Genomic DNA, 22,553 nt, shown 5'->3' with positions numbered 1-22,553 from the left:
TGGATAACTTCGGGAATTTCCCGAGGTTATTTTTTTGTCTGCAGCCGGTATGAAGAAAATAAGACTGCACAAAATAGAAGGGGCTTGAACAAATTGAAGAACAGCTTAAAACAAACTATAATCAAAATCAACAAATCAATAAAATAAGGATTTAATAACAGGTTTTCACGAACCGACAAGAGTGGAGTACAGCATATGAAAAAAAATTCACCTTCAACACGAAATGTCACGTTCATTCAGCGCATGCTTAATCGAATAAACAAGAAACGTATCAAATGGTCTGAAATTTATCTTGCTGCAGCCGGAGCAATTCACCGTTTATTGGTAGAGCGGCGCCGTAAGCGCGCAGCAGCGAGAAGACAACAGCAGGACCTGCCTCTTAGTTCACTAACATCAATGAAGCTTGAGCCGGGGGACATCGTATATACACCTAGCTCGGAGTCAACCTATTATGCCGGTCATATGGGCATTATTGGTCTGGATGGGAAGGTGTATCATGTGCACCCTTATGGACCTGTTTTTGCAGATACACTGGACTGGTACCTCACCCGTTTCTATCAAGGAGACCGTTTTATCGTATTTCGCTCCAGGCTTCGTCAAGTAGGAGATCGCGCAGCGGAATGGGTAGAGGATCATTACCAGCAGGTAAAGTATTATCGTTTGCAAACGGATCTTCTGAGCATTGAACGAAACTATTGTTCCAAATTTATATACCAGGCATATAAGTTCACGTCGGGGCTGGATCTGTGGGGGCGCAGATTTTCCAAAATCAAGCAGGGTTTCATCTATCCTTTTCGGATTGAGCGTTCGGCAGATCTGGACGTGCTGGGCACATTTTATAAATAAAAAAACAAGCAAAAAAATCGACTAGTCACCTATTTCTCTTTTGTGAAAGAGAGAGGTAGCTGTCGTTTTTTTTTAATATGTACTGAGATTAAAACAGGAAAAACAGCAAAAACGTCGAATAAATTATGAGATAGACACGCACAACTTGGAATCGTATACATAATAGGTGGCGCGATTTACAGGCCAAGGATTGAGAAGCGACTACAAGGCTGGCGAACAGAAAAGAGTGAGGCGAATATGCATTGGCGGAGCTTCTTACGAAGGTTTAAACGGCAGCAAAACGTAGTGAAGCTATCGGACCACATTCCAAAAAAGGAAAGGAGGTACTACTGTTCCATTTGCAAGAAACATGTAAATCATATTTTGCATTACGCTGCTCCGCAGGGAAATGTTACAGGTGTATGCAGTTCCTGTAAGTCTTTGGCGGATGAAAGGGGCATGTTCCCCATTTAATAAGAAGAAATGCGCTCAGGAAACAATATTATTTTGATTTATGCGCGTTTTTGTAGTACATTAGCAAATGTATTCGAAGGAGGATTCTAATGTACTCAGGAAGACAAGACGATACTTTATACATCATGACCTACACTTTAAACAGCGGTATCAAGGGTACGGTTCCACTGTCTAACAAGCAGATTATTGAATGGCTCGATTGTTATAGAAATGAGAAGCGCTTCGTGACGGAGATCGGTAAAGAGTTTTTTGGATTAAACGCAGGACTGGTTGCAGACTTCAAAGTTCAAAATCATCTATCCGATTATCAGCAGACGATTATGCCTACGCAGCAGCAGGATAACCTGGATCGTTTGTCCAGTGCTTATAAATCAACCGAGATATTGATGAAGATTGATTGTAAATGTGGCACGGCTTACGTGACGGAATCCCCTTATAAGCGTACAAAATGGTATTGCACAAAATGCAAAGAAATTGTATTTCTGGATGCCAAAAAAGGAATGGTTGAAACGTCGCGCGGAGACGCTTATTACATGACGAACAAGTATTTTGTTTCCCGGGATTAGCGGGAATTGATTTTGGAGCATCGCCTATGCGATGCTTTTTTTGTTCGTGATGTGCATGCTTCGTACTGCTGATCTGAAAATAGTACTTCATAATGCACATCTTCAGTGTAAACAAAAAAGCCCAGCAGGGCTTTTAAGACGGACACTCGACTTTGTGAGGAGGAATAAAGCAGCAGCGACAGCGGGGCTCATAGGCTTCTGAATCGCCAATCATGACAACTGGACCCAATGTGACAGGTTCTCCGTTGACAATACGCTGTGTGAACGCTGCATCCGGGCTGCCGCAAACAGCACAGAACGCCGATAATTTTTCAATATCATCGGCCATGGCCAGCAGACCGCCGATATATCCGAATTCTTTGCCGCGGTAATCCATATTCAGTCCATCCACAATAACATGTTTGCCGCAGTAGGCCAGTTCGGAGACAAGCTCCATAATTGCACTGCTGAAAAATTGTACCTCATCAAAGGCAACCACATCGGCATCTATGGTCTGCTTCAGAATCGTCTCTATGGATTCCGGCGTCAGCTGCCGGGGAATGGAATGGGCGGGCAGTCTGTAGCCAATCCGGCTAACGATCTCGTCCTGAGCGAAACGATCATCCTCGGCTGGTTTGTAGGCAACGACCTTTTTACGGCCAAATTGAATAAGCTTCTGACAACGGCGAATAAGTTCACCGGATTTTTCACTGAACATGGGTCCAGTAATAACGGTTATACGTCCAGTTTGCACGGTGCTGCTACCCCTCTCGCATACGGAATTCAAAAAAAGCGACCATTACAGATTACCACATCTGCTTTGGAAAGAGCCAGAACTAAAATGGAGCAGTTTGTGTTACGATATGGTTTGTTGCGATATTGGTCACGGCAGATGCAGAGTTTATACAGTTTTTTGAAAAGAGGTGTTACCCATGAACGAAGTTTTGAATTCGCTGAAGCAGCGTTACAAGGAGCTGCAGGAACAAGGCAAGCTGGATGAGGCTGTACAGACTCTGTTTGCTGAGCTGATGGCAGAGGCAGAGAAATTGCAGGCAAGCAACTTGACGCTGCGCAGAACCATTCTGAAATCCTCCTCCAAGGAGTCACGCATGTCTACCAAACTCCGGGATGCTTTATACGAGTAAGGGGTACAGTTCAGTTAATGCAAGAGAGTGAGTAGTCTACTCTTCATCCTGTTCTGATTTCATTCTGCGAGGGAATAAAATACCGGCTGTAATTCTGGCAATCATGGCAAAGGTGAGACCGATGCCGGCAAACATATAAATGACAGTAAAGGCTTTGCCCAATCCCGTGGAAGGCACGAAGCTTGGATGACCCACGGTGGTTAATGTAACGGCACAAAAGTAAAGAGCGTCAATCCAGTGAAGTCCTTCCACACGTGTGTAGAACAAGGTGCCTGATAACAAAGTTGCCGCCGTTAAAACAAACAAAGCCAGAAATTTGGGGTCTTTGAATGCATAGAATATGCCTTTAAGCAGGCGTTTTAATGTCAATACAAAAGAAACCATAATCAACCTTCCGATCTATATGTAAAATGGAAAGAAACAAAAAAGCCCGGAATCAGGTAGTGCTTCCGGGTGTTTCGACCTGTTCAGGCTGCTTTTTCGAGCGAAAACGAGGGCCTACATAATTGCGTTTACGGTCGCGAAACAAAATCCAGCCGCCGAGAAAACTCATGCCTGCTGCAAACAGGACGAGCCCACCGAAGAAAGAGAGCCACTGGAAGCCGGGAGAGATCAAGTCATTCCCATGCTCCGCGTAATACAGAAACAGGGCATCTTTCATCATGAGGAAACCTTTCATGGCCATCAAGCCAGGGATGACGAGTACAATAATAGCGAGAAAGCGCGCAAAGACTAATTTTGTATTCATGAGCATTATACCCTTTCTGCCAGAGTAGACATAATATAAAGGTTACGCTTACAGAGAATTCCTGTTTATATCATAGCTTGGAATGCACAAGCTGTCCATGCGAGATTGCACAAACTTTGAGTTGACTGCGCAAGGAGAGTACAATGAGATAGAGGGCATGCCATGGTTTGGGATGCAAGCACACCTATTTATTATTTTATAAGAACCCCATTTATTATTCTATGAAACCCCAAAAATGAATGTATAGAGGAGAACGTAAAGATGCCAATACCATGTGATGTTGCTGTACTGGGCGGAGGAACGGGAGGATATGTTGCCGCAATTCGTGCCGCACAGCTGGGCAAGAAGGTTGTTATTATCGAGAAGGACAAGCTGGGTGGAACCTGCCTGCATCGTGGCTGCATTCCGAGCAAGGCTTTGCTGAAAAGTGCGGAGATGTACGCCGAGATTCAGGACAGTGAGAACTACGGAATTGAGACGACCGGAGCGACCCTGGTATTTCCCAAAGTACAGGCACGCAAGGATGCCATTGTTGAGCAGCTGCACAAGGGAGTACAGTATTTAATGAAAAAAAATAAAATCGAGGTTGTACATGCCAAGGGGCGTGTCATTGGACCTTCGATCTTCTCGCCGCAGAGCGGTGCAGTAGCGGTGGAGTTCGAGGATGGCGAGATGGATACAGTCGTTCCAACCAATCTGATCATTGCTACGGGGTCACGTCCGCGTGTACTGCCCGGGCTTGAGCCGGATGGAAGATATATTATGAGCAGTGATGAGGCGCTTCGCATGGACGAGCTGCCTGCTTCAATCATTATTGTAGGTGGCGGAGTAATCGGGCTGGAATGGGCGTCTATGCTGAATGATTTTGGCGTGAGTGCGACCGTGGTTGAGGCGGCTGAGCATGTGCTTCCGGCAGAGGATGAGGATGTAGCGAGAGAAATGCAGCGTTTGCTGGGTAAACGGGGTGTCCGTTTTCTTACAGGTGCGAAATTACTCGCAGACAGTTATCGTGCAGAGAATCAGAGCGTGTATGTGGATGTACAGCTTGCAGGAGATGAGCTGGAGACACTGACTGCTGAAAAAATACTGGTGTCCATTGGACGTCAGGCAAACGTCGAAAATATTGGACTGGAGAATACAGATATCAAAGTAGAGCGCGGCTTCATTGCAGTGAACCAGCATCTGCAGACGGGTGAAGGCCACATCTATGCGATTGGCGATTGTATCGGCGGATTACAGCTGGCGCATGCGGCAAGCCATGAGGGCATACTCGCGGTTAATCATCTTGCTGGCGAGCATGTGCACGCGGTTGAGGCTCATCGGATACCGCGCTGTGTGTACACAAGACCAGAAGCGGCAAGCATTGGTTTTACGGAGAAGGAAGCCAAAGCACGCGGCCATGAGATCAAAACGGGCAAGTTTCCTTTTCAGGCGATCGGCAAATCACTAATTCATGGAAGCCGTGACGGCTTTGTGAAGGTTATTGCAGACGCTGAAACGAATGATATATTGGGCGTACATATGGTCGGCACCCATGTAACAGAGCTGATTGCAGAAGCCTCACTGGCCCAGATGCTGGATGCTACTCCGTGGGAGGTCGGGCAGACCATTCACCCGCATCCTTCGCTCTCTGAAATTATGGGCGAGGCCATGCTGGCCGTGGATGGAAAAGCGATTGGCATGTAAGCCGGACAGGCTTATGAGAAAGGTCCTTTCCTTTTTTGGGCAAAAGGGATTATAATAAGGTTAAGCCAAGTCTTAGTACCAGGTTATAAGATCGGGTAGTAAGGCTGAACAGGCTCTGACTAAAAGGAGGTACCTCATATGAGTTCACAAGGTACTGCAGATGCGGTCCACCGCCATGAACAGCTTGGACTTAGCGATGGTGAAGTATTGGATATGTACAAATACATGCTGCTTGCACGCAAGTTTGACGAGCGCTGCTTGCTCTTGCAGCGGGCCGGCAAAATTAACTTTCACGTATCCGGTGTAGGTCAGGAGGCTGCGCAGGTTGGCGCGGCATTTGGTCTGGACAGGGATCACGATTACTTTTTACCTTATTACCGTGACTACGGCTTCGTTCTGGCTGTAGGCATGACGCCGCGTGAGCTGATGCTGTCTGCATTCGCAAAGGCGGAAGATCCGAACAGTGGCGGACGGCAGATGCCAGGTCACTTCGGACACAAAAAGCTGCGGATCGTTACGGGCTCCAGCCCGGTTACAACGCAGGTTCCTCATGCTGTTGGATTTGCTCTGGCTGCCAAAATGCAGAAGAAAGAATTTGTATCCTTTGTTACCTTTGGTGAAGGCTCAAGCAACCAGGGGGATTTTCACGAAGGTGCCAACTTTGCAGGTGTACACAAGCTGCCTGTAATCATCATGTGTGAGAACAATCAATATGCGATCTCGGTTCCTATTCACAAACAGCTTAGCGGCAAGATTTCTGATCGTGCACTGGGGTATGGTTTCCCGGGATTGCGCGTGGATGGCAACGATGCACTTGAAGTGTATGCAGCTGTGAAGGAAGCTCGAAAGCGCGCCATCGCAGGTGAGGGACCAACACTCATTGAAGCAATGATGTATCGCCTGTCTCCTCACTCCACTTCGGACAATGATCTGGCTTACCGGACCAAGGAAGAGGTTGAGGAGAACTGGAAGAAGGACGGCGTGCTGCGCATGAAAAATTATTTGATTGAATGCGGCATCTGGGATGAAGCCCGGGATGCGGATCTGGCTTCACAGCTTGCGCTGGAAATGAAGGAAGCAACTGAATATGCAGACAATGCGCCATATCCGAAACCTGAGGACACGCTGACGCATGTCTATGCGGACAGCGAAGAAGGGGGACGGTAATCATGGCTATGATGGAATATATTGATGCAATTCGTCTCGCAATGAAGGAAGAGATGGAGCGCGACGAGAATGTGTTTGTGCTCGGTGAGGATGTCGGGGTAAAGGGCGGCGTATTCACCACGACGAAAGGGCTGCAGGAACAATTCGGCGAGATGCGTGTCATGGATACACCGCTGTCTGAGTCAGCCATTGCGGGTGTTGCGATCGGTGCGGCGATGTATGGCATGAAGCCTATTGCCGAGATGCAATATTCAGACTTTATGCTGCCTGCAACAAACCAGATTATTAGTGAAGCGGCCAAAATTCGTTACCGCTCCAACAACGACTGGAGCTGTCCAATCGTGATTCGGGCACCGATCGGCGGCGGTATCTTCGGCGGACTGTATCATTCCCAATGTCCGGAATCCATCTTTTTCGGTACGCCGGGTCTGAAGATTATTGCTCCATATTCGGCGTATGACGCCAAAGGACTGCTGAAAGCGGCTGTCCGCGACCCGGACCCTGTGCTCTTTTTTGAAAATAAAAAATGTTACAAGCTCATCAAGGAAGATGTTCCCGAGGATGATTACATCGTTCCGATTGGTAAAGCCAACGTGCTTCGTGAAGGTGCGGACATTACGGTCATCGGTTACAGTCAACCACTGCACTTTGTCATGCAGGCTGCCGAGGAGCTGGAGCGTGAAGAGGGCATTACCTCTCATGTACTTGATCTGCGGACACTGCAGCCGCTTGACCGTGAAGCGATTATTGCTTCTGCCCGTTTGACAGGCAAGGTGCTGATCGTACATGAGGATAACAAAACTGGCGGTGTAGGTGCGGAGGTTGCAGCTATTATCAGCGAGGAATGTCTGTTTGATCTGGATGCGCCTATTCAGCGTCTGTGTGGTCCAGATGTACCGGCCATGCCAATCAGCCCGACGATGGAGAAGTTTTACATGCTGAGCAAGGATAAAGCCAAAGCAGCCATGCGTGAACTTGCCGAATACTGATTAGAGAAGATATCTTAACAACGATTGAACGATTGATGGTTTTGTGGTATATAATTCCATTAATGGTTAAAAGTAAAGTTTGGAGTGATAAATCAATGGCTGAACGTATGAAATGGATCGACGTCATCATGCCGCAGCTGGCAGAATCGCTGGTCTCGGCAACCATAGCCAAATGGTTGAAAAAACCGGGTGAACCTGTGGAGCAGTATGAGCCGATCTGTGAAGTCATTACTGATAAAGTAAATGCCGAGATTCCATCTACAGTAGACGGAATCATGGGTGATCTGTTGGTAGAAGAAGGAACGACGATTGCTGTAGGTGAAGCGATCTGCCGTATGCAGGTGGCTGCTTCCGATGAAGAGGCAGCGCAGCAGGCAGTACCGGCCGCATCTCAAGAGGAGCCGGTACAGCAAGCGCAGATACAGCGTAATTCGGGTCAATCTCCTGCCGCCGGTACGAACGCTCCTGCATATGATCCGAATCAGCCGATGCGCAATCGTTATTCACCTGCGGTGCAGTCTCTGGCGGCAGAGCATGGGTTGAATCTGCAGCATATTCAGGGAACAGGTGCAGGCGGACGGATTACACGCAAGGACGTGCTGGCATTTGTCGCACAAGGCGGTCAAGCAAGTGCAGCATCAACGTCGGTGCAAAGTTCTGCCTCGGTTAATTCATCAGCTCAGTCAGCGCCTGCATCTCCTTTCAGCGGAATTAGTCGGGATTCCGGCTTGAGCGCTGGCTCTGCGAATCAAGATGCACGTCAGTCGATTTCAGCATCCGATGCTGGCATTCCGGTGCGTCATTCCGGCATTCATCTGACAGAAAGCCCTAAAATTCCGCAGATCGAAGTGGAAGGCGGCGGACAAGGAAGATCGGAATATTTCATTGATGTTACCCCTGTGCGCAACGCGATTGCTCGTAATATGCGTCAAAGTGTATCCGAAATTCCTCATGCCTGGACGATGATCGAAGTGGATGTAACGAACCTGGTCATGCTGCGCAACAAGCTGAAGGATGAGTTCAAACGGAAAGAAGGTATTAACCTGACCTATCTTTCGTTTATGATGAAGGGTGTCGTCAATGCAATTAAAGATTACCCGATCATGAACTCGGTGTGGGCGGTTGACAAAATTATTGTGAAGCGCGATATCAACCTGTCGATGGCTGTGGGTACAGAGGACTCTGTACTTACACCGGTAATCAAACATGCGGATCAGCGCAACATTGCAGGACTTGCTCGCGAGATTGATGATCTGGCTCGCAAGACCCGTGAAGGCACGCTCAAGCTGGATCATATGCAGGGCGGGACGTTTACGGTGAACAATACAGGTTCATTCGGTTCGATTCTTTCCCAGCCAATTATCAACTATCCGCAGGCGGCAATCCTTACTTTTGAATCCATTGTGAAAAAACCGGTAGTTATCAACGATATGATTGCTGTACGCTCAATGGCTAACCTGTGTCTTTCCCTGGATCACCGTATTCTGGATGGGGTAATCTGTGGCCGGTTCTTGCAGCGTGTCAAGGAGAACCTGGAAGGCTACAACATGGAGACGAAAGTTTACTAAGTGTATAATATAAATGACGGGAAAGTGTATGTGCCTCTGGCCGTGCACTTTTCTGACTGTCTACAGACGGGTTTATCTTCATATATTAATCAATGAGGCAGAAGGATGTGGGGAATGATGGGCAAATCGCTAAATGTAGCATACATACCGATGCTGGATTATGAAGAGGCATGGAATCTTCAAAAGTCCATCGTGCAGCAGCTGGACGCGGGCGACGGTCCTGAACAGCTGCTGTTGTTACAACATCCGCCAACCTATACAATCGGTTCACAGAACCATCCCGAGCATCTGCTGTGGAGCGAAGAGGAGCTGAAGGCTCAAGGGATCTCCTTGTTTCAAATAGATCGGGGCGGGGATATTACTTATCATGGGCCCGGGCAGTTGGTAGGTTATCCTCTATTGGTGCTAGGCAGGGATGAGGAGCTGGATCTACACGGTTATCTGCGCAGGCTGGAGCAGGTGATGATCGATTATCTTGCGGATCAGGGCGTCGAATCTGGCCGTAAAGAGGGGTATACGGGTGTGTGGATTGGTGATCTGAAAATCGCGGCGATCGGCATCAAATTTAATCGATGCAAGCACAGACGCGGTTTTGTAACGAGTCACGGTTTTGCCTTCAACATTACTTCGGGCATACAGCATGCCGGGTTTCAAGGAATTATTCCATGCGGGATCGAACAGTATGGTGTCACCTCACTGGAGGATATTACGGGCAAGACCTATGCGGTGGAGCAGGTGGCGAGAGATATTATTCCTTATTTTCAGCGTATATTTCCGTATGAGATGGCTTGGAGCACAGAAGAAGAAGCCCTCCAGCGTCTGTAGACAGAACGTTTGAAGGGCTTCAGGTCAGTGATTATCCAAACAGCAGCGGTTCCAGCGCGATGAACAGGGTGGAGCCAATCATAGCGGCCAGCATGAGATAGATCACTATTTTGAACCATTTCTTATTTTGCATGAAGAGAGAACTCCTTTCAAACCTTTTAAACAAGCATAGTAACTTTATTGTACCGTATCTACGATAGGGAGGAAAGTCTAATGATTAATGAGCAACGTGTTATTCAGCAGTTTATGGAGCTGGTGCAGATTGATAGCGAAACAAAAAACGAACAGAACATATCCAAGGTGTTAAAAGAACAATTTGAGGGTCTGGGCCTCCACGTCTATGAGGACGATACGATGAACCAGACGGGTCACGGTGCGGGCAATCTTGTCGTTACACTGGAAGCTTCAGGTGTGGAAAATGTGGAGCCGATGCTCTTCACGTGTCATATGGACACGGTAACTCCTGGACAAGGAATTAAACCGGAGCTTGGCGAGGACGGATGGATTCGCAGTGATGGCACAACGATTCTGGGTGCGGATGACAAGGCGGGCATTGCAGCTCTGTTTGAAGCGATTCGTGTCATTCAGGAAAATAACATCCCGCATGGCAAAATCCAGTTCGTGATTACAGTCGGGGAAGAATCTGGCCTTGTCGGTGCTCGTGCGATGAATCCAAAGGACATTGATGCTGCTTTTGGTTATGCACTGGACTCCAACGGAGCGGTGGGTACGATCTGTGTGGCTGCTCCAGCAAGAGCGGAAATTCAGATGAACATCTATGGCAAGTCAGCACATGCCGGTGTGAATCCCGAAGATGGAATCAGTGCGATCCAGGTTGCGGCCAAAGCGATTGCAGCGATGAAGCTTGGACGCATTGATGATGAAACGACGGCAAATATTGGTAAATTCCAAGGTGGCTCTGCGCTGAACGTGGTCTGTGATTTTGTGCAGATCGATGCGGAAGCGCGCAGCATTGTGCAGGAAAAGATCGAACAACAGATTGCCGAAATGCGTGAAGCCCTGGAGACCACATGCCGTAAATTCGGTGCAACAGCAGAATTCCGCAGTGAGATTAAATACCCTGCATTTGGCTTCCATGATGATCATGAGGTGGTACAGCTTGCACAGCGGGCTATCCGCAGCCTTGGCCTTGAAACGAGCACATTTGCTTCTGGCGGCGGCAGTGATGCGAACATTTTTAACGGATTCGGCATTCCGACAGTGAACCTTGCGGTAGGGTATGAAGATATTCATACAACCAAAGAGCGCATTCGAGCGGCGGATATTGTGAAGCTGTCCCAAGTCGTTATCGCGATTGTGCAGGAAACGGCAAAAGGAAAGTAAGCGATCGGGTAAATGATTGTATATTTGACGATGTAACCGTAGCGTCGATTGAAAAAAGCAAAGAAGTCCGAATTCGGTGTAGGCCGGGTTCGGACTTTTGAACAACGGTTGTCGTTAAGACTTGCGTCCAGCAAGCATCTCGCTTAATTTGGTGTCAGGGCCCCATTCGCGTATCCACTGCCTGAGAATGAGCTGTACTTGTCTGGCCTGTCCAACAACATGCGCCGACTGAGGTGTAAGATAACTTTTCATCAAAATCGTCCCCCTTGTGACTAACCATTGTGTTTGCTTTTAGAAAAGCGCGGTTAGTTTCCTATAGGCTCACCATATGCCCAAAAACAATATTTTATACATCACAGTTCAATTGAACATATTTTTTACACTCACCACCAATAGAAACGGAGCTGAAGTACACATGAAATCCAGAACATCTGCTGAAACAATCTATGCCAAGCAGCAGGCGAATCCGAAGCTTGATGAAGTGACGATATCGACACAGCCGATCTTTGAAGGAAAGGTAATTTCACTTCAAGTCGATACGGTCAAGCTGCCCAATGGGCAGACAGCTACCCGGGAGATCATCAAACATCCGGGAGCAGTAGCGGTGCTGGCACTGAAGGGAGACCGAATGCTGGTTGTGGATCAATACCGTCAGGCGATGGGACGTACCGAGGTCGAAATTCCTGCAGGCAAGCTGGACCCTGGAGAGCAGCCAGAGATTGCAGCTGCACGTGAGCTGAAGGAAGAGACGGGGTATACCGCCCGATCGCTGCGCCATTTGCGTTCCTTTTACACCTCACCGGGCTTTGCAGACGAGATTATTCATCTGTACATCGCCGAAGAGCTGGAAGCTGGAGATATGGCACTGGACGAGGACGAGTTTCTCGAAGTATCGGAGATTACGCTGGAGGAAGCCTATAAGCTGATGGATGAAAACCGGATTAGTGACGCCAAGACGATGATGGCCGTGTATGCGTGGGATATTTACAGAACGACAGGACGGTTTTGAGGATGGCAAAGGACACGGGAACAACGGCGCTGTGGCAGCCCTGTTATGCAGACCTGCACATCCACATCGGACGTACTTCCCGCGGTGAAGCGGTTAAAATCAGCGGCAGCCGTGATCTGACCTTTGAGAACATTGCCCGGGAGGCCGCTCATCGCAAAGGCATTCAATTGCTGGGTGTCATTGATTGTCATTCACCTGTGGTGCAGCGAGATATTGATGAACTGCTGGAGAATGGTACGATGGCCGAGATTGAGGGCGGGGGCATTGCTTATCAGGATACAACGATTCTGCTTGGTACAGAGATTGAGCTGCGCGAGCCCCAAATGCGCGAATTTCACATGCTGGCCTATTTTCGTGATCTGAGCACAATGAAGTCCTTTACCGCCTGGATGACACAGTATATGAAAAATGTAAACCTAAGCTCCCAGCGGGTCTACGTCCCTGCCAAGGAGATGCAAGCGGAGATCAAGGCACGCGGCGGGCTCATTGTACCTGCTCATGTGTTCACACCGCACAAAGGCATTTACGGCAGCACAGCTCCTCGTATGGAAGAAGTGCTGGATACCCGCCTTGTAGATGCGATTGAGCTGGGACTCAGCTCGGATTCGTCCATGGCCAGTTACATTCGGGAGCTGGATCAGGTTCCATTTCTGACCAATTCGGATGCCCACTCACTGGGTAAAATCGGACGTGAATATAATGAACTCCAGCTTGCGAATGCTTCCTTTGATGAATTTGCTAAGGCACTGCAAGGAAAAGAAGGAAGACGGATTGCTGCCAATTACGGCTTGAATCCGAGGCTTGGGAAGTATCATCGGACCTATTGTGCAGCATGTGGCAGCGTTATGGATGAGAAGGACCTGTCAGCGGAGCGTTGTCCGCTGTGCGGCAGCCAGAAGCTGGTTCAAGGAGTACTTGATCGGATCCTTGCTATTGCAGATCGCGATCAGCCGGAGCTTCCCGCAGGGAGACCGCCTTATCACTACCAGGTTCCACTGGAATTCATTCCGGGGCTTGGAAAAGCCAAGCTGCGTCAGCTGCTGGATCGTTTTGGCAAAGAGATGGCAGTATTGCATCGTACGGAGGAAGCACAGCTGGCTGAGGTGGTTGGTCCGGTGCTCGCAGAGCTGATTGTTGCTGCGCGGGAAGGGAAGCTAGTGCTCTCCTCCGGAGGCGGCGGTACGTATGGAAGAGTTGCAACAGATGTACAGAGGAACTAGAGAACTACCAAACGGACAAGATGTCATACAGGCGAGTCCCGGTTCATAAGCTGAACTATAAGGATGATGAGATCGTAGTGAATCCTTGCAGCAGCATTACCGGAAAGGGGACTCTACCTGAATGCGCTCTTCCTATTTTACGTTTAAAGGACAAACCTCGTTATATGTATTCGTCGCTGTGTTGTTTCTGGTCGGTGTTATCTTTGGCGCATTAATGGTCAACGCCCTGTCCCTGGAGCAGCGGCAGGATCTTGAAGGATATTTGGGCAACTTCTTCATGACTGTGCAGCATAGCTCCCAAGGCGTGGATACCGGGACCTACTGGGATATCGCCATGCTTCATCTTAAATGGGTCGGGCTGATCTTTATTCTTGGCTTGTCCGTTGTCGGCTTACCGGGCATACTGGTGCTCGATTTTTTGAAAGGGGTGCTGATCGGTTTTACGGTAGGTTACCTCGTGGGACAGTATTCATGGAAAGGGCTGTTATTTGCACTTGTGTCGGTGGCACCGCATAATCTGTTTGTCATTCCTATTCTGCTTATCTGCAGTGTGGCTGCCATGACGTTCTCGTTATATATCATTCGTAATCGGGTATTAATGCATCGTGCACCAAGTCGCCAAAGGCCGTTTGCTTCCTACGTTATTTTGACAGTGGTCATGGCGTTGCTGCTGCTTGGCGTTGCGTCTTTTGAAACGTTGGTTACGCCTGCAATGATGCGCTGGGTGACTCCGATGCTGCTTCCCGTTTAGGTTGTTCTGCAATGGTCTAAAATGTTGACTTTAATATTGAACTCCCCCTATAATGAAAAGAGTGGGTTAAGTTGCAGTGTGCAGTGATTTCCTAGGGGGAGGGAGAAAATGGAAGCACGGATCGATAAAATTAAGCAGCAACTACAGTCCCAAGGTTATAAATTAACGCCCCAGCGGGAAGCCACCGTCAGAGTCCTTTTGGAGAATGAAGAAGATCATCTGAGCGCAGAGGACGTATTCATGCTCGTTAAAGAAAAGGCTCCCGAAATCGGTCTGGCAACCGTGTACCGTACCCTCGAACTGCTGAGTGAGCTGCATGTTGTAGAGAAAATCAACTTCGGCGACGGTGTAGCGCGTTATGATCTGCGCGGAGATACATCCAAGCATCACCATCATCACTTAATCTGCGTGCAATGCGGAAGTATGGATGAAATACGTGAGGACTGGCTTGGACCGCTTGAAGAACGACTGGAGCGGGAATTTAACTTTTCGGTTGTAGATCACCGACTGGACTTTCATGGAATTTGTTATCGTTGCAAAGCTAAAAATGAACAAAAGCCCAAAGATGAAGAATAACATAGCCTATCTTCGAGCTCTCACCGGCGGTTTTGACGGGGGAGCTTTTTTGGTCCCGTACCTCGTGTGAGGTTCTTCTCACCCAGGTATAATCCTCTGTGTAAGGACATACCCTGTTTCAAGGGCCATACTGGACTTGAACACGGAAGGGGACAGTTCGATGATTATATCTGTACGGAGAGGGCTCCGTTTTATACGTTTTATTATATTTTTCGTAGCGCTTGTATATTTGTTCTATCACGTGCTTGATCTGTTTAACGGCTGGATCTCACCTGTGGATCAGTATCAGATTCCAACCGGCAACGCGGTCAAGGTATTTCAGGAAACGGATTGGTCAGGCATTGGAGAAGCACGTCCTACGATGGCCGAGCGGCTCCGACTCTTCTATTGGTACGGGGAATAGCTGTCAGTCAGCATATGAAGAGCTGTGCGGCAGCCAGGGATGCAAATACGGAAGCAGCAGTCAACCTGTTGGCATTGCTGTCAGATGAGGAGTGTTGAACATGAATCAGACCATACACGCCTATGCGTTATACCTGGAAGAAGATAAGGGGATGTCCAGCAGCACGCTGGAATCGTATCTCCGAGATGTGGACAAGTTCGTGGAATTTGTGAGAAAGGAATACAGCATCCGTGAAGCGAGCGAGGTAAGACGTACACATGTTGTTTTGTTTGTCGGCCAGCTCAAGCAGGATGGCCGTGCAAATGCAACGATTGCCCGCAGCATCGTATCGCTGCGCTCGTACTTTCATTTTTTGATGCGGCGTGGAGAGATTATTCAAGACCCTACGTTTGATGTCGAGGCACCCAAGGCTGACAAAACGCCACCTCAAGTGCTGACCGTGGAAGAGATCGAATTACTGCTTGCCGCTCCTGACGTCAATTCGCCGCATGGGGTACGAGATCGGGCGATGCTGGAGCTGTTATATGCCACAGGCATACGGGTGTCGGAGCTCATTGCGCTTGATGTTCGCGATGTGCAGCTCGGGATGCGTTTCATAAGGTGCGGCGGGGCAGGGAAAGAACGTATTCTTCCGATCGGTGCTCCTGCTGCTCACTGGGCCAGTGTATATATCAATCAGTATCGGGAGCAAATGCTCAAGGGCGGATTGGACGAGCAGGCGCTGTTTGTAAACGTGTCCGGCAGACGATTAACCCGCCAAGGATTCTGGAAGCTGCTGAAAAAAGCAGCAGTGGATGCGGGCATTTCGGGTGAGATTACGCCGCATACGCTGCGCCATTCCTTTGCAGCTCATTTGATCGCAAGCGGAGCAGACACGCGTGCAGTGCAGGACATGCTGGGGCATGTCGAGCAGCCCGGACAGCAATACAGCCAGCATGGGCGCAAAACGATGAAGGAAATTTATGAAACCCACCATCCGCGGGCAAAATAGCTTTTGCCGTATATTCTTCACAATTGGACAGCGGAGTGATGGAACATTTTAGGGTAAAATAAATTCGAACCCAACCAAACGCCGTTATACATAGGCAGCTGCATGTTATGAATACTGGACTTCCCAAGACCGGGTACAGGTGATGCAGCCGCTGCTCATAAACGGATCGTTTTTACTCAAGGAGGAACTACATCTTATGACAGCTTTAAACCAACAGATGATTACAGAAGCGGCAACTTATATTCAGAGTAAAAGCTCGATCAAGCCGGAAGTTGGCTTGATTCTCGGATCAGGTCTCGGCGTGCTTGCCGAGCTGATTGAAGATGGTGTGAGCATTGCTTACCAGGACATTCCGCATTTCCCGGTGTCTACTGTAGAAGGACATGAAGGCGAGCTGCTGATTGGCACGATTCAGGGCCGTCCCGTTGTAATGATGAAAGGCCGTTTTCATATGTACGAAGGATATGGCCCGGAGCTGACAGCGTTCCCGGTTCGTGTCATGAAAGCGCTGGGTGTAAGCAGCCTGCTGGTAACTAATGCGGCTGGCGGTGTTAATACATCCTATGAAGCGGGAGATTTGATGCTAATCTCCGATCACCTGAACCTGACGGGCAGAAACCCGTTAATCGGACCGAATGATGCCGCGCTTGGTGTACGCTTCCCTGACTTGTCTGAAGCCTACAGCCGCCGCTTGCGTGCGCTTGCGAAGGATACGGCAGCTGCGCAGGGCTTCAAGGTGCAGGAGGGTGTATATGCAGGTATGCTCGGGCCAAACTATGAAACACCAGCTGAGATTAAAATGCTTCGTACGCTGGGTGCAGATGCGGTGGGCATGTCTACTGTTTCCGAGGTCATTGTAGCTCGTCATGCGGGTCTCGAAGTGCTGGGCATTTCCTGTATCAGCAACATGGCTGCCGGCATACTGGATCAGCCACTGTCACATGACGAAGTGATGGAAACTACGGAACGTGTTCGCGAAGCTTTCCTTGCGCTTGTACTGGCTGTTATTCCGAAGATGTAATATTGAAAAGAGAGAGGAAAGTTTGAATTGGACAGGGAACAAATCAGGGAAGGGGGTAACCTCCATGATTTGTTCCCTTTTTTAGTGATAACCAGGGGGTAAGGATATTGTGTACATGCGTGTACGTTGTTTTCTTCTTCAATCAGATTGAAAGCAAGGATCGGATCATATGCTCTATTTCCATGGGTTCAGTCGTTGTCTCATATCTTCCGCACACCTGCCCGCTCTGATCAACCAAAAACTTCGTAAAGTTCCATTTGATCCCGTCTCCCTCGTAAATATCAGGGTATTTCTCCTTCAAAAAACGATCCATCCACTCTCCGCTTTCCGTTTCAGTATCAAAACCTGGAAAGGGTGCTTGTGCTGTCAAGAATTCAAAGATCGGGTGGACGTTTAACCCTCTAACTTCTATTTTTTCAAATAACGGGAATGTCAGCTTAAACAGATTTTCACAATTTGCTTTCACTTCGGCATTGTGCCCGGGTTCCTTCTCATTAAACTGGTTGCAAGGAAAAGCAAGAATTTCAAAACCATAATGCTGGTATTTATCGTACAGCTGTTGCAGAGTCGTAAATTGACGAGCATAGCTGCACTTACTGGCTGTATTAACAACAAGCAGTACTTTGCCTCGGTACATTGTTAAATCAGCTGGGCTGCCATCGATGAAATGAATATTCATATCAAAAAAAGACATTGGATTCTCCCTCCTTAAATATTTAACTTGTGACATATACATCATAGATCAGTGCTGTTCATAGAGGAAATATATAATAACGATTACATACATAGGTAAATCCTATAAAAGACGATCCGTAATGAAACATTACATGAGCGTATACCCTTTCCCGATCGGGTAAATATCCAGCCTCAATAACCAGACACTTTCAATGAAGATGGGCTATGTCTTTTATTTCAATAAAAAAAGTTAGGGAAAACCTGCTGAGAATGGAATAATTTACTGCAAACGGGCCGACAATGGTTAGCAGTACATGCGAGGATAGACACCGAGCATTTCATTTGAGGAGGGAACCTAGTGAGAAAAAGAATAATGGCATCTTTCATGACCGTTTGTATGCTGCTGCCTCTAATGGCGGCTCCGGCGTTGGCTGAAGAGTCACCCAAGGTTAATGGGGGAGCGGATTTGGCTCCATCGGCACGCTCTGCCATCTTGATGGATGCGGACACGGGCACCGTTATTTATGAGAAAAACAGTCATGATCAGCTGCCTCCGGCAAGCATTACGAAGATTATGACGATGCTGCTTACGATGGAAGCGATTGATTCAGGCAAGCTCAAGTTAACGGATAAAGTGAGAACGAGTGAATATGCGGCGTCTATGGGCGGTTCACAGATTTTTCTCGAGCCCGGTGAAGAGATGTCCGTGGATGATATGTTAAAAGGAATCGCTATGGCCTCTGGCAATGATGCATCGGTCGCGATGGCAGAGAAGCTGGCCGGCTCGGAGGAGGCCTTTGTGCAGCTGATGAACGAGCGTGCGCAGGAGCTGGGCATGAAGGATACACGTTTTGCCAATGCGAACGGTCTGCCAGTGGCTGATCATTACTCCTCTGCTCACGATATTGCGGTGATGAGCCGTGAGTTGTTGAAACATCAAGGCATTACCAAATATACAGGAGCTTATCAGGATTACCTGCGTAAAGACTCCGAGAAGCCGTTCTGGCTTGTGAATACGAACAAACTTGTACGTTTCTATCAGGGAGCAGACGGTTTAAAGACCGGGTACACCTCGGAAGCAAAATTCTGTCTGTCGGCTACCGCCTCGAAGGATGGGCTGCGTGTCGTTGCTGTTGTTTTGGGTGAGCCGAATACCAAAACCCGAAACAGTGAGGTTTCTTCAATGTTCGACTACGCCTTTGCTCAATACACAATGAAGGCACTTTACAAAGCGGGCGACTTGCTGGGCAGTCTGAAAATTGAAAAAGGCGATGTCGCCGAGCTGCCGCTGAATGCCTCCCAAAACTACAGTGTTCTGATGCGCAAAGGGGCCAAGTCGAATGATATTCGTCATGAGCTTATTGTCGCCAAGGAACTGAAAGCACCGATCAAAGCCGGACAAAGTGTGGGCAAGCTTGTCGTTTATCAGGGCAACGAAGTCATTAAGGAATTTGATATCCAGGCTCCGCAGGATGTAGGTAAAGCAGGCTGGTGGAAGCTGTTCAAGCGCACAACCTCGGGCTTGTTTGATTAAACGGCAAGAAACGTCTTTCTCCTTGCACCTTGAACAGTTTTTGTAGTTAAATAGGGGTTTTCTTCTAGTTTTGTCGGGGGGCAGGAAAAGCTTCTGGCAGCGTAGAAATCCTTGTTCAAGACAGGGAGGAGAGTGGGCAAACGTGAACTTGAATGTGGACATGGAGCATCACCGCGGGATTTTGATTGTACGATTATCCGGGGAGCTGGATCACCATACAGCCGATATGGTTCGCATGCAGATGGACGAAGCGATTCAGCGCAGACAAAGTGAACACCTGGTACTCAGTCTGAAGGATCTGCAATTTATGGACAGCTCGGGGCTTGGTGTTATTTTGGGAAGGTACAAGTTGATCAAAAATAAAGGCGGCAAAATGGTCGTCTGCGATGTCAATGCGCCGGTGTATCGTTTGCTGGAAATGTCGGGGTTGTTCAAGATCATGCCGATATACGAAAATGAGGGAACTGCTCTCTCAGGTCTGGAGGTCGTCTCATGAATGAAGGAACAGGGACAAATTTCATGAATCTGCAATTCGCGGCCAAGTCGGAGAATGAATCGTTTGCCCGGGTGACGGTAGCTGCTTTTATCTCGCAGCTTGATCCGACGATGGACGAGCTCAGCGACCTGAAAACGGTTGTCTCCGAGGCGGTGACCAACAGTATCATTCACGGATACAACAACAACCCGGAAGGTGTAGTGACCATTCAGGCCGAGATTCGTGAGGATATGATTACGATTATCGTAGAGGACCGCGGCGAAGGCATTGAGGATCTTGATCTGGCGAAACAGCCGCTGTATACGTCCAAACCCGAACTTGAGCGGTCGGGCATGGGCTTTACCATTATGGAAAACTTCATGGATGAATTCGAAGTCAGCAGCGAGCCCGGCAGAGGCACCTCCATCAAGATGAAAAAAAGGATTGAATCCAAGAAAGCATTGTATAATTAGGGGTTGGTATTCTTATGGATGCTGAAGTGAAACCATCTTCACAGACCTACTTGGACGATGCCGAGGTCAAACGGCTGATTGCGCTCAGTCAGTCGGGTGACCATGTATCTCGGGATACGCTGGTGAACTGCAACATCAGACTCGTCTGGTCCGTCGTGCAGCGTTTTATGAACAGGGGATATGAACCGGAGGATCTGTTCCAGATCGGGTGTATCGGCCTGCTCAAGTCAGTGGACAAGTTCGATCTTAGTTATGACGTAAAGTTCTCGACGTATGCGGTACCGATGATCATTGGTGAGATTCAGCGTTTCCTGCGGGATGACGGGACCCTCAAGGTTAGTCGTTCGCTGAAAGAGATGGCTAACAAAGTCCGCAAAAAGCGGGATGAGCTGTCCAAACATCTGGATCGGCTGCCAACGATCAAGGAGGTTGCCGCTGAACTCGGGGTTACTCCGGAGGAAGTGGTCTTCGCCCAGGAGGCGAACAAACCGCCGACCTCTATTCATGAGACGGTATTTGAGAATGATGGTGATCCGATTACACTGATGGATCAGATCGCGGATGAAACGCAGGAGAAGTGGTTCGACAAGCTGGCGCTGAATGAAGCAATCGGCGGTCTCAGTGAGCGGGAACGACTCATTGTGTATCTGCGGTATTACCGGGATCAGACACAATCGGAGGTGGCAAGCAGGCTGGGTATATCCCAGGTGCAGGTATCACGTCTGGAGAAAAAAATACTACAATCCATCCGCGATCAGATCGCGCAGTGATGTCGTAATACACTAAATTAGATTTAGATTATATTCAACTATTCTTTAGGTGGATATAAATCAGCATTCAAAATCATACGAAAACTAACAACCTTCTTACGCAAAATAATGCGATGAAGGTTTTTTTTATAAGTTATTAATTTGATATAACTTAATTTTTGGGATATAATTACATGGAAAAAATAATAAGTGGTGGTAAATTTGAACTCAATAAAGCAATATGTTTCTCTTTTATTAGTGCTTTTACTTGTAATTAGTCCTATCTCTGTTATTCATGCCAATGAAGTTTCACAAGAAGATCTCTATCCAGCAGACTCAAGAGAAGAGACCATTAATAATCTCATGTCTGAAAGAACAATACTTCAAACTAAACTATCTATTGTGCAAAAAAGTATCGAAGATAGTAGTATTGATACAAATATTACTGATGTTAAAAAAGTTAAAGAAATAAAAGAACTTATAACTAAAATTCAAAAAATTAATGATAATCTTTTTGATCTAGGGGTAAGAGAAGTAACTAGTGAAGAGCTAGCCAGAAAAGCTGAAATAGCTGGGATAGGTCCAATGGCGGTTGTGCCCACAGGTTATACAAATGTACACTGGGAAACATACAGAGCTATTTGGGTAAAGGATTCGGTGAGATACGAAGTCCAACATATTGTGGCTAGTCCTAAAGGTACTGGTTCAAGTAGTATAAGTCAAAGTGGAACTACTGTTCAAACAACGAATGGGGGTGTTAGAGCAGCGGCAACAGGACTCATAGTAACTTCAGCAAAAGAAGGGGCGAGTCTAATTCCGGGGGTAGATATTGCTATTACATTGTATGATGCGATAAAGCAAGCCATAACTGATTTCAGTAGTACAACAGAGGTAACCAATATTACTTCAAGTTTTAATTGGGATTATAATATGAATGTTGATTTCATGTATGTAAAGAAAGAAGGACAATCAGATACTTCGCAGTATTTATCATTTAAATCTTCAGAGGTATTTGGTGCTGTTTCATGGAGTATAAGAAACTTTAGTTATAAAAAGGGTACAAATATTGTAACTGCAACTAACTTTATAACAGGGAGTAGACAATATAAAAATACTCCTTCAAGGCATAAGAATGGTTCAAATGCAGTCACAGCATATCTTAATCCAGGATCTTCAAACTCAGCGTTTGTTACAAAATTAGATTTTACTGGTGTTGATGGAAAGGTGTTCAAGAGTGTTACATTGCCTCTATTCAGTTTCCCATCTCAGATTCAAGACAGGTAATTGACAATGTATTTTGAACATTCCTACCTTAACCTTAACTTTAATTCTAATTTCTTCTTTGGAAAGGGCCATGTTC

27 protein-coding genes are annotated in these 22,553 nt (G+C 47.6%); 21 read left to right on the top strand and 6 right to left on the bottom strand.

The genetic code is table 11. From position 1 onward, the window contains the following. Positions 1-195 precede the first annotated feature (195 nt). Positions 196-846 carry a hypothetical protein gene (locus IEW26_RS01770; protein WP_188591097.1) on the top strand — a complete coding sequence of 217 codons (651 nt, stop codon included), beginning with the start codon at positions 196-198 and terminating at the stop codon, positions 844-846. Positions 847-1,388: 542 nt separating this feature from the next. Further along, positions 1,389-1,865 (top strand): hypothetical protein, encoded by a 477-nt coding sequence (locus IEW26_RS01765; RefSeq protein WP_110895246.1) that lies wholly within the window; start codon positions 1,389-1,391, stop codon positions 1,863-1,865. Between the two features lie 133 nt (positions 1,866-1,998). Here the strand turns inward: IEW26_RS01765 and IEW26_RS01760 are convergent, their stop codons facing one another. Next, positions 1,999-2,598, bottom strand: coding sequence for a thymidine kinase (locus IEW26_RS01760; protein WP_110895245.1), 600 nt, complete (start codon positions 2,596-2,598; stop codon positions 1,999-2,001). 178 nt (positions 2,599-2,776) lie between these two features. On the opposite strand from IEW26_RS01760, the gene IEW26_RS01755 reads away from it, so the two are divergent. Continuing rightward, a complete protein-coding gene (locus IEW26_RS01755) occupies positions 2,777-2,989 on the top strand; it encodes a hypothetical protein (RefSeq protein WP_188591096.1) in 213 nt (70 codons plus the stop codon). A gap of 36 nt (positions 2,990-3,025) precedes the next feature. Here IEW26_RS01755 and IEW26_RS01750 read toward each other — a convergent pair whose 3' ends face one another. Then, a complete protein-coding gene (locus tag IEW26_RS01750; RefSeq protein ID WP_188591095.1) occupies positions 3,026-3,373 on the bottom strand; it encodes a potassium channel family protein in 348 nt (115 codons plus the stop codon). Between the two features lie 52 nt (positions 3,374-3,425). After that, complete coding sequence (locus IEW26_RS01745; protein ID WP_111269629.1) at positions 3,426-3,743, bottom strand: DUF2627 domain-containing protein; 318 nt, start codon at positions 3,741-3,743, stop codon at positions 3,426-3,428. Positions 3,744-3,998: 255 nt separating this feature from the next. On the opposite strand from IEW26_RS01745, the gene lpdA reads away from it, so the two are divergent. The 5 genes from lpdA to lipB all read left to right on the top strand — a co-directional run bounded on the left by lpdA (position 3,999) and on the right by lipB (position 9,972). After that, positions 3,999-5,423, top strand: a complete 1,425-nt coding sequence (gene lpdA, locus IEW26_RS01740) for a dihydrolipoyl dehydrogenase (RefSeq protein WP_188591094.1) — start codon at positions 3,999-4,001, stop codon at positions 5,421-5,423. 138 nt (positions 5,424-5,561) lie between these two features. After that, a complete protein-coding gene (locus tag IEW26_RS01735; RefSeq protein ID WP_111269627.1) occupies positions 5,562-6,590 on the top strand; it encodes a thiamine pyrophosphate-dependent dehydrogenase E1 component subunit alpha in 1,029 nt (342 codons plus the stop codon). Between the two features lie 2 nt (positions 6,591-6,592). Further along, the gene (locus tag IEW26_RS01730; RefSeq protein ID WP_111269626.1) at positions 6,593-7,579 is read left to right on the top strand and encodes an alpha-ketoacid dehydrogenase subunit beta; all 987 of its coding nucleotides are present in this window, start codon (positions 6,593-6,595) and stop codon (positions 7,577-7,579) included. A gap of 95 nt (positions 7,580-7,674) precedes the next feature. Then, the gene (locus IEW26_RS01725; protein WP_188591093.1) at positions 7,675-9,147 is read left to right on the top strand and encodes a dihydrolipoamide acetyltransferase family protein; all 1,473 of its coding nucleotides are present in this window, start codon (positions 7,675-7,677) and stop codon (positions 9,145-9,147) included. Positions 9,148-9,261: 114 nt separating this feature from the next. Continuing rightward, the gene (lipB, locus tag IEW26_RS01720) at positions 9,262-9,972 is read left to right on the top strand and encodes a lipoyl(octanoyl) transferase LipB (protein WP_188591638.1); all 711 of its coding nucleotides are present in this window, start codon (positions 9,262-9,264) and stop codon (positions 9,970-9,972) included. Between the two features lie 31 nt (positions 9,973-10,003). Here lipB and prli42 read toward each other — a convergent pair whose 3' ends face one another. After that, a complete protein-coding gene (prli42, locus tag IEW26_RS01715; RefSeq protein WP_188591092.1) occupies positions 10,004-10,105 on the bottom strand; it encodes a stressosome-associated protein Prli42 in 102 nt (33 codons plus the stop codon). Positions 10,106-10,185: 80 nt separating this feature from the next. Between prli42 and IEW26_RS01710 the strand changes: the two genes are divergently transcribed. Next, positions 10,186-11,316 carry a tripeptidase T gene (locus IEW26_RS01710; RefSeq protein WP_188591091.1) on the top strand — a complete coding sequence of 377 codons (1,131 nt, stop codon included), beginning with the start codon at positions 10,186-10,188 and terminating at the stop codon, positions 11,314-11,316. 114 nt (positions 11,317-11,430) lie between these two features. On the opposite strand, the gene IEW26_RS01705 is transcribed toward IEW26_RS01710, so the two are convergent. Continuing rightward, a complete protein-coding gene (locus tag IEW26_RS01705; protein WP_111269623.1) occupies positions 11,431-11,568 on the bottom strand; it encodes a Z-ring formation inhibitor MciZ in 138 nt (45 codons plus the stop codon). Positions 11,569-11,731: 163 nt separating this feature from the next. Here IEW26_RS01705 and IEW26_RS01700 point away from each other — a divergent pair, with 163 nt between their 5' ends. From IEW26_RS01700 to IEW26_RS01670, 7 genes are all read left to right on the top strand, one after another. Then, positions 11,732-12,325, top strand: coding sequence for an NUDIX domain-containing protein (locus IEW26_RS01700; RefSeq protein ID WP_188591090.1), 594 nt, complete (start codon positions 11,732-11,734; stop codon positions 12,323-12,325). A gap of 2 nt (positions 12,326-12,327) precedes the next feature. Further along, positions 12,328-13,545 carry an endonuclease Q family protein gene (locus tag IEW26_RS01695; RefSeq protein ID WP_188591089.1) on the top strand — a complete coding sequence of 406 codons (1,218 nt, stop codon included), beginning with the start codon at positions 12,328-12,330 and terminating at the stop codon, positions 13,543-13,545. Between the two features lie 121 nt (positions 13,546-13,666). After that, positions 13,667-14,296, top strand: coding sequence for a stage II sporulation protein M (gene spoIIM / locus IEW26_RS01690; protein ID WP_188591088.1), 630 nt, complete (start codon positions 13,667-13,669; stop codon positions 14,294-14,296). 108 nt (positions 14,297-14,404) lie between these two features. Then, the gene (gene fur / locus IEW26_RS01685) at positions 14,405-14,872 is read left to right on the top strand and encodes a ferric iron uptake transcriptional regulator (RefSeq protein WP_090922447.1); all 468 of its coding nucleotides are present in this window, start codon (positions 14,405-14,407) and stop codon (positions 14,870-14,872) included. 160 nt (positions 14,873-15,032) lie between these two features. Next, a complete protein-coding gene (locus IEW26_RS01680; protein WP_184187827.1) occupies positions 15,033-15,275 on the top strand; it encodes a DUF4227 family protein in 243 nt (80 codons plus the stop codon). A 100-nt stretch (positions 15,276-15,375) separates the two neighbouring features. Then, positions 15,376-16,266 (top strand): tyrosine recombinase, encoded by an 891-nt coding sequence (locus IEW26_RS01675; RefSeq protein ID WP_188591087.1) that lies wholly within the window; start codon positions 15,376-15,378, stop codon positions 16,264-16,266. A gap of 196 nt (positions 16,267-16,462) precedes the next feature. Further along, entirely contained in the window at positions 16,463-17,287 is an 825-nt protein-coding gene (locus IEW26_RS01670; protein ID WP_188591086.1) for a purine-nucleoside phosphorylase, read from the top strand. A gap of 142 nt (positions 17,288-17,429) precedes the next feature. Here the strand turns inward: IEW26_RS01670 and IEW26_RS01665 are convergent, their stop codons facing one another. After that, the gene (locus IEW26_RS01665) at positions 17,430-17,981 is read right to left on the bottom strand and encodes a glutathione peroxidase (RefSeq protein ID WP_188591085.1); all 552 of its coding nucleotides are present in this window, start codon (positions 17,979-17,981) and stop codon (positions 17,430-17,432) included. A 393-nt stretch (positions 17,982-18,374) separates the two neighbouring features. Between IEW26_RS01665 and IEW26_RS01660 the strand changes: the two genes are divergently transcribed. The 5 genes from IEW26_RS01660 to IEW26_RS01640 all read left to right on the top strand — a co-directional run bounded on the left by IEW26_RS01660 (position 18,375) and on the right by IEW26_RS01640 (position 22,477). Further along, positions 18,375-19,496, top strand: a complete 1,122-nt coding sequence (locus IEW26_RS01660) for a D-alanyl-D-alanine carboxypeptidase family protein (RefSeq protein WP_229729680.1) — start codon at positions 18,375-18,377, stop codon at positions 19,494-19,496. A 142-nt stretch (positions 19,497-19,638) separates the two neighbouring features. Then, on the top strand, positions 19,639-19,992 hold the full coding sequence (spoIIAA, locus tag IEW26_RS01655; protein WP_110895208.1) for an anti-sigma F factor antagonist: 354 nt from the start codon (positions 19,639-19,641) through the stop codon (positions 19,990-19,992). Beyond that, complete coding sequence (gene spoIIAB, locus IEW26_RS01650; RefSeq protein WP_110895206.1) at positions 19,989-20,444, top strand: anti-sigma F factor; 456 nt, start codon at positions 19,989-19,991, stop codon at positions 20,442-20,444. The genes spoIIAA and spoIIAB overlap by 4 nt, the downstream gene beginning before the upstream one ends. 14 nt (positions 20,445-20,458) lie before the next feature. Next, on the top strand, positions 20,459-21,214 hold the full coding sequence (sigF, locus tag IEW26_RS01645; protein ID WP_110895204.1) for an RNA polymerase sporulation sigma factor SigF: 756 nt from the start codon (positions 20,459-20,461) through the stop codon (positions 21,212-21,214). A gap of 201 nt (positions 21,215-21,415) precedes the next feature. Then, complete coding sequence (locus tag IEW26_RS01640) at positions 21,416-22,477, top strand: hypothetical protein (protein WP_188591083.1); 1,062 nt, start codon at positions 21,416-21,418, stop codon at positions 22,475-22,477. Positions 22,478-22,553 lie beyond the last annotated feature (76 nt).

The sequence above is a fragment of the Paenibacillus silvae genome, from assembly GCF_014639235.1.
GTDB lineage: Bacteria > Bacillota > Bacilli > Paenibacillales > Paenibacillaceae > Paenibacillus > Paenibacillus silvae.
The sequence above is the reverse complement of the archived record's forward strand: the minus strand, read 5'-3'. Positions and strand labels throughout refer to the sequence as shown.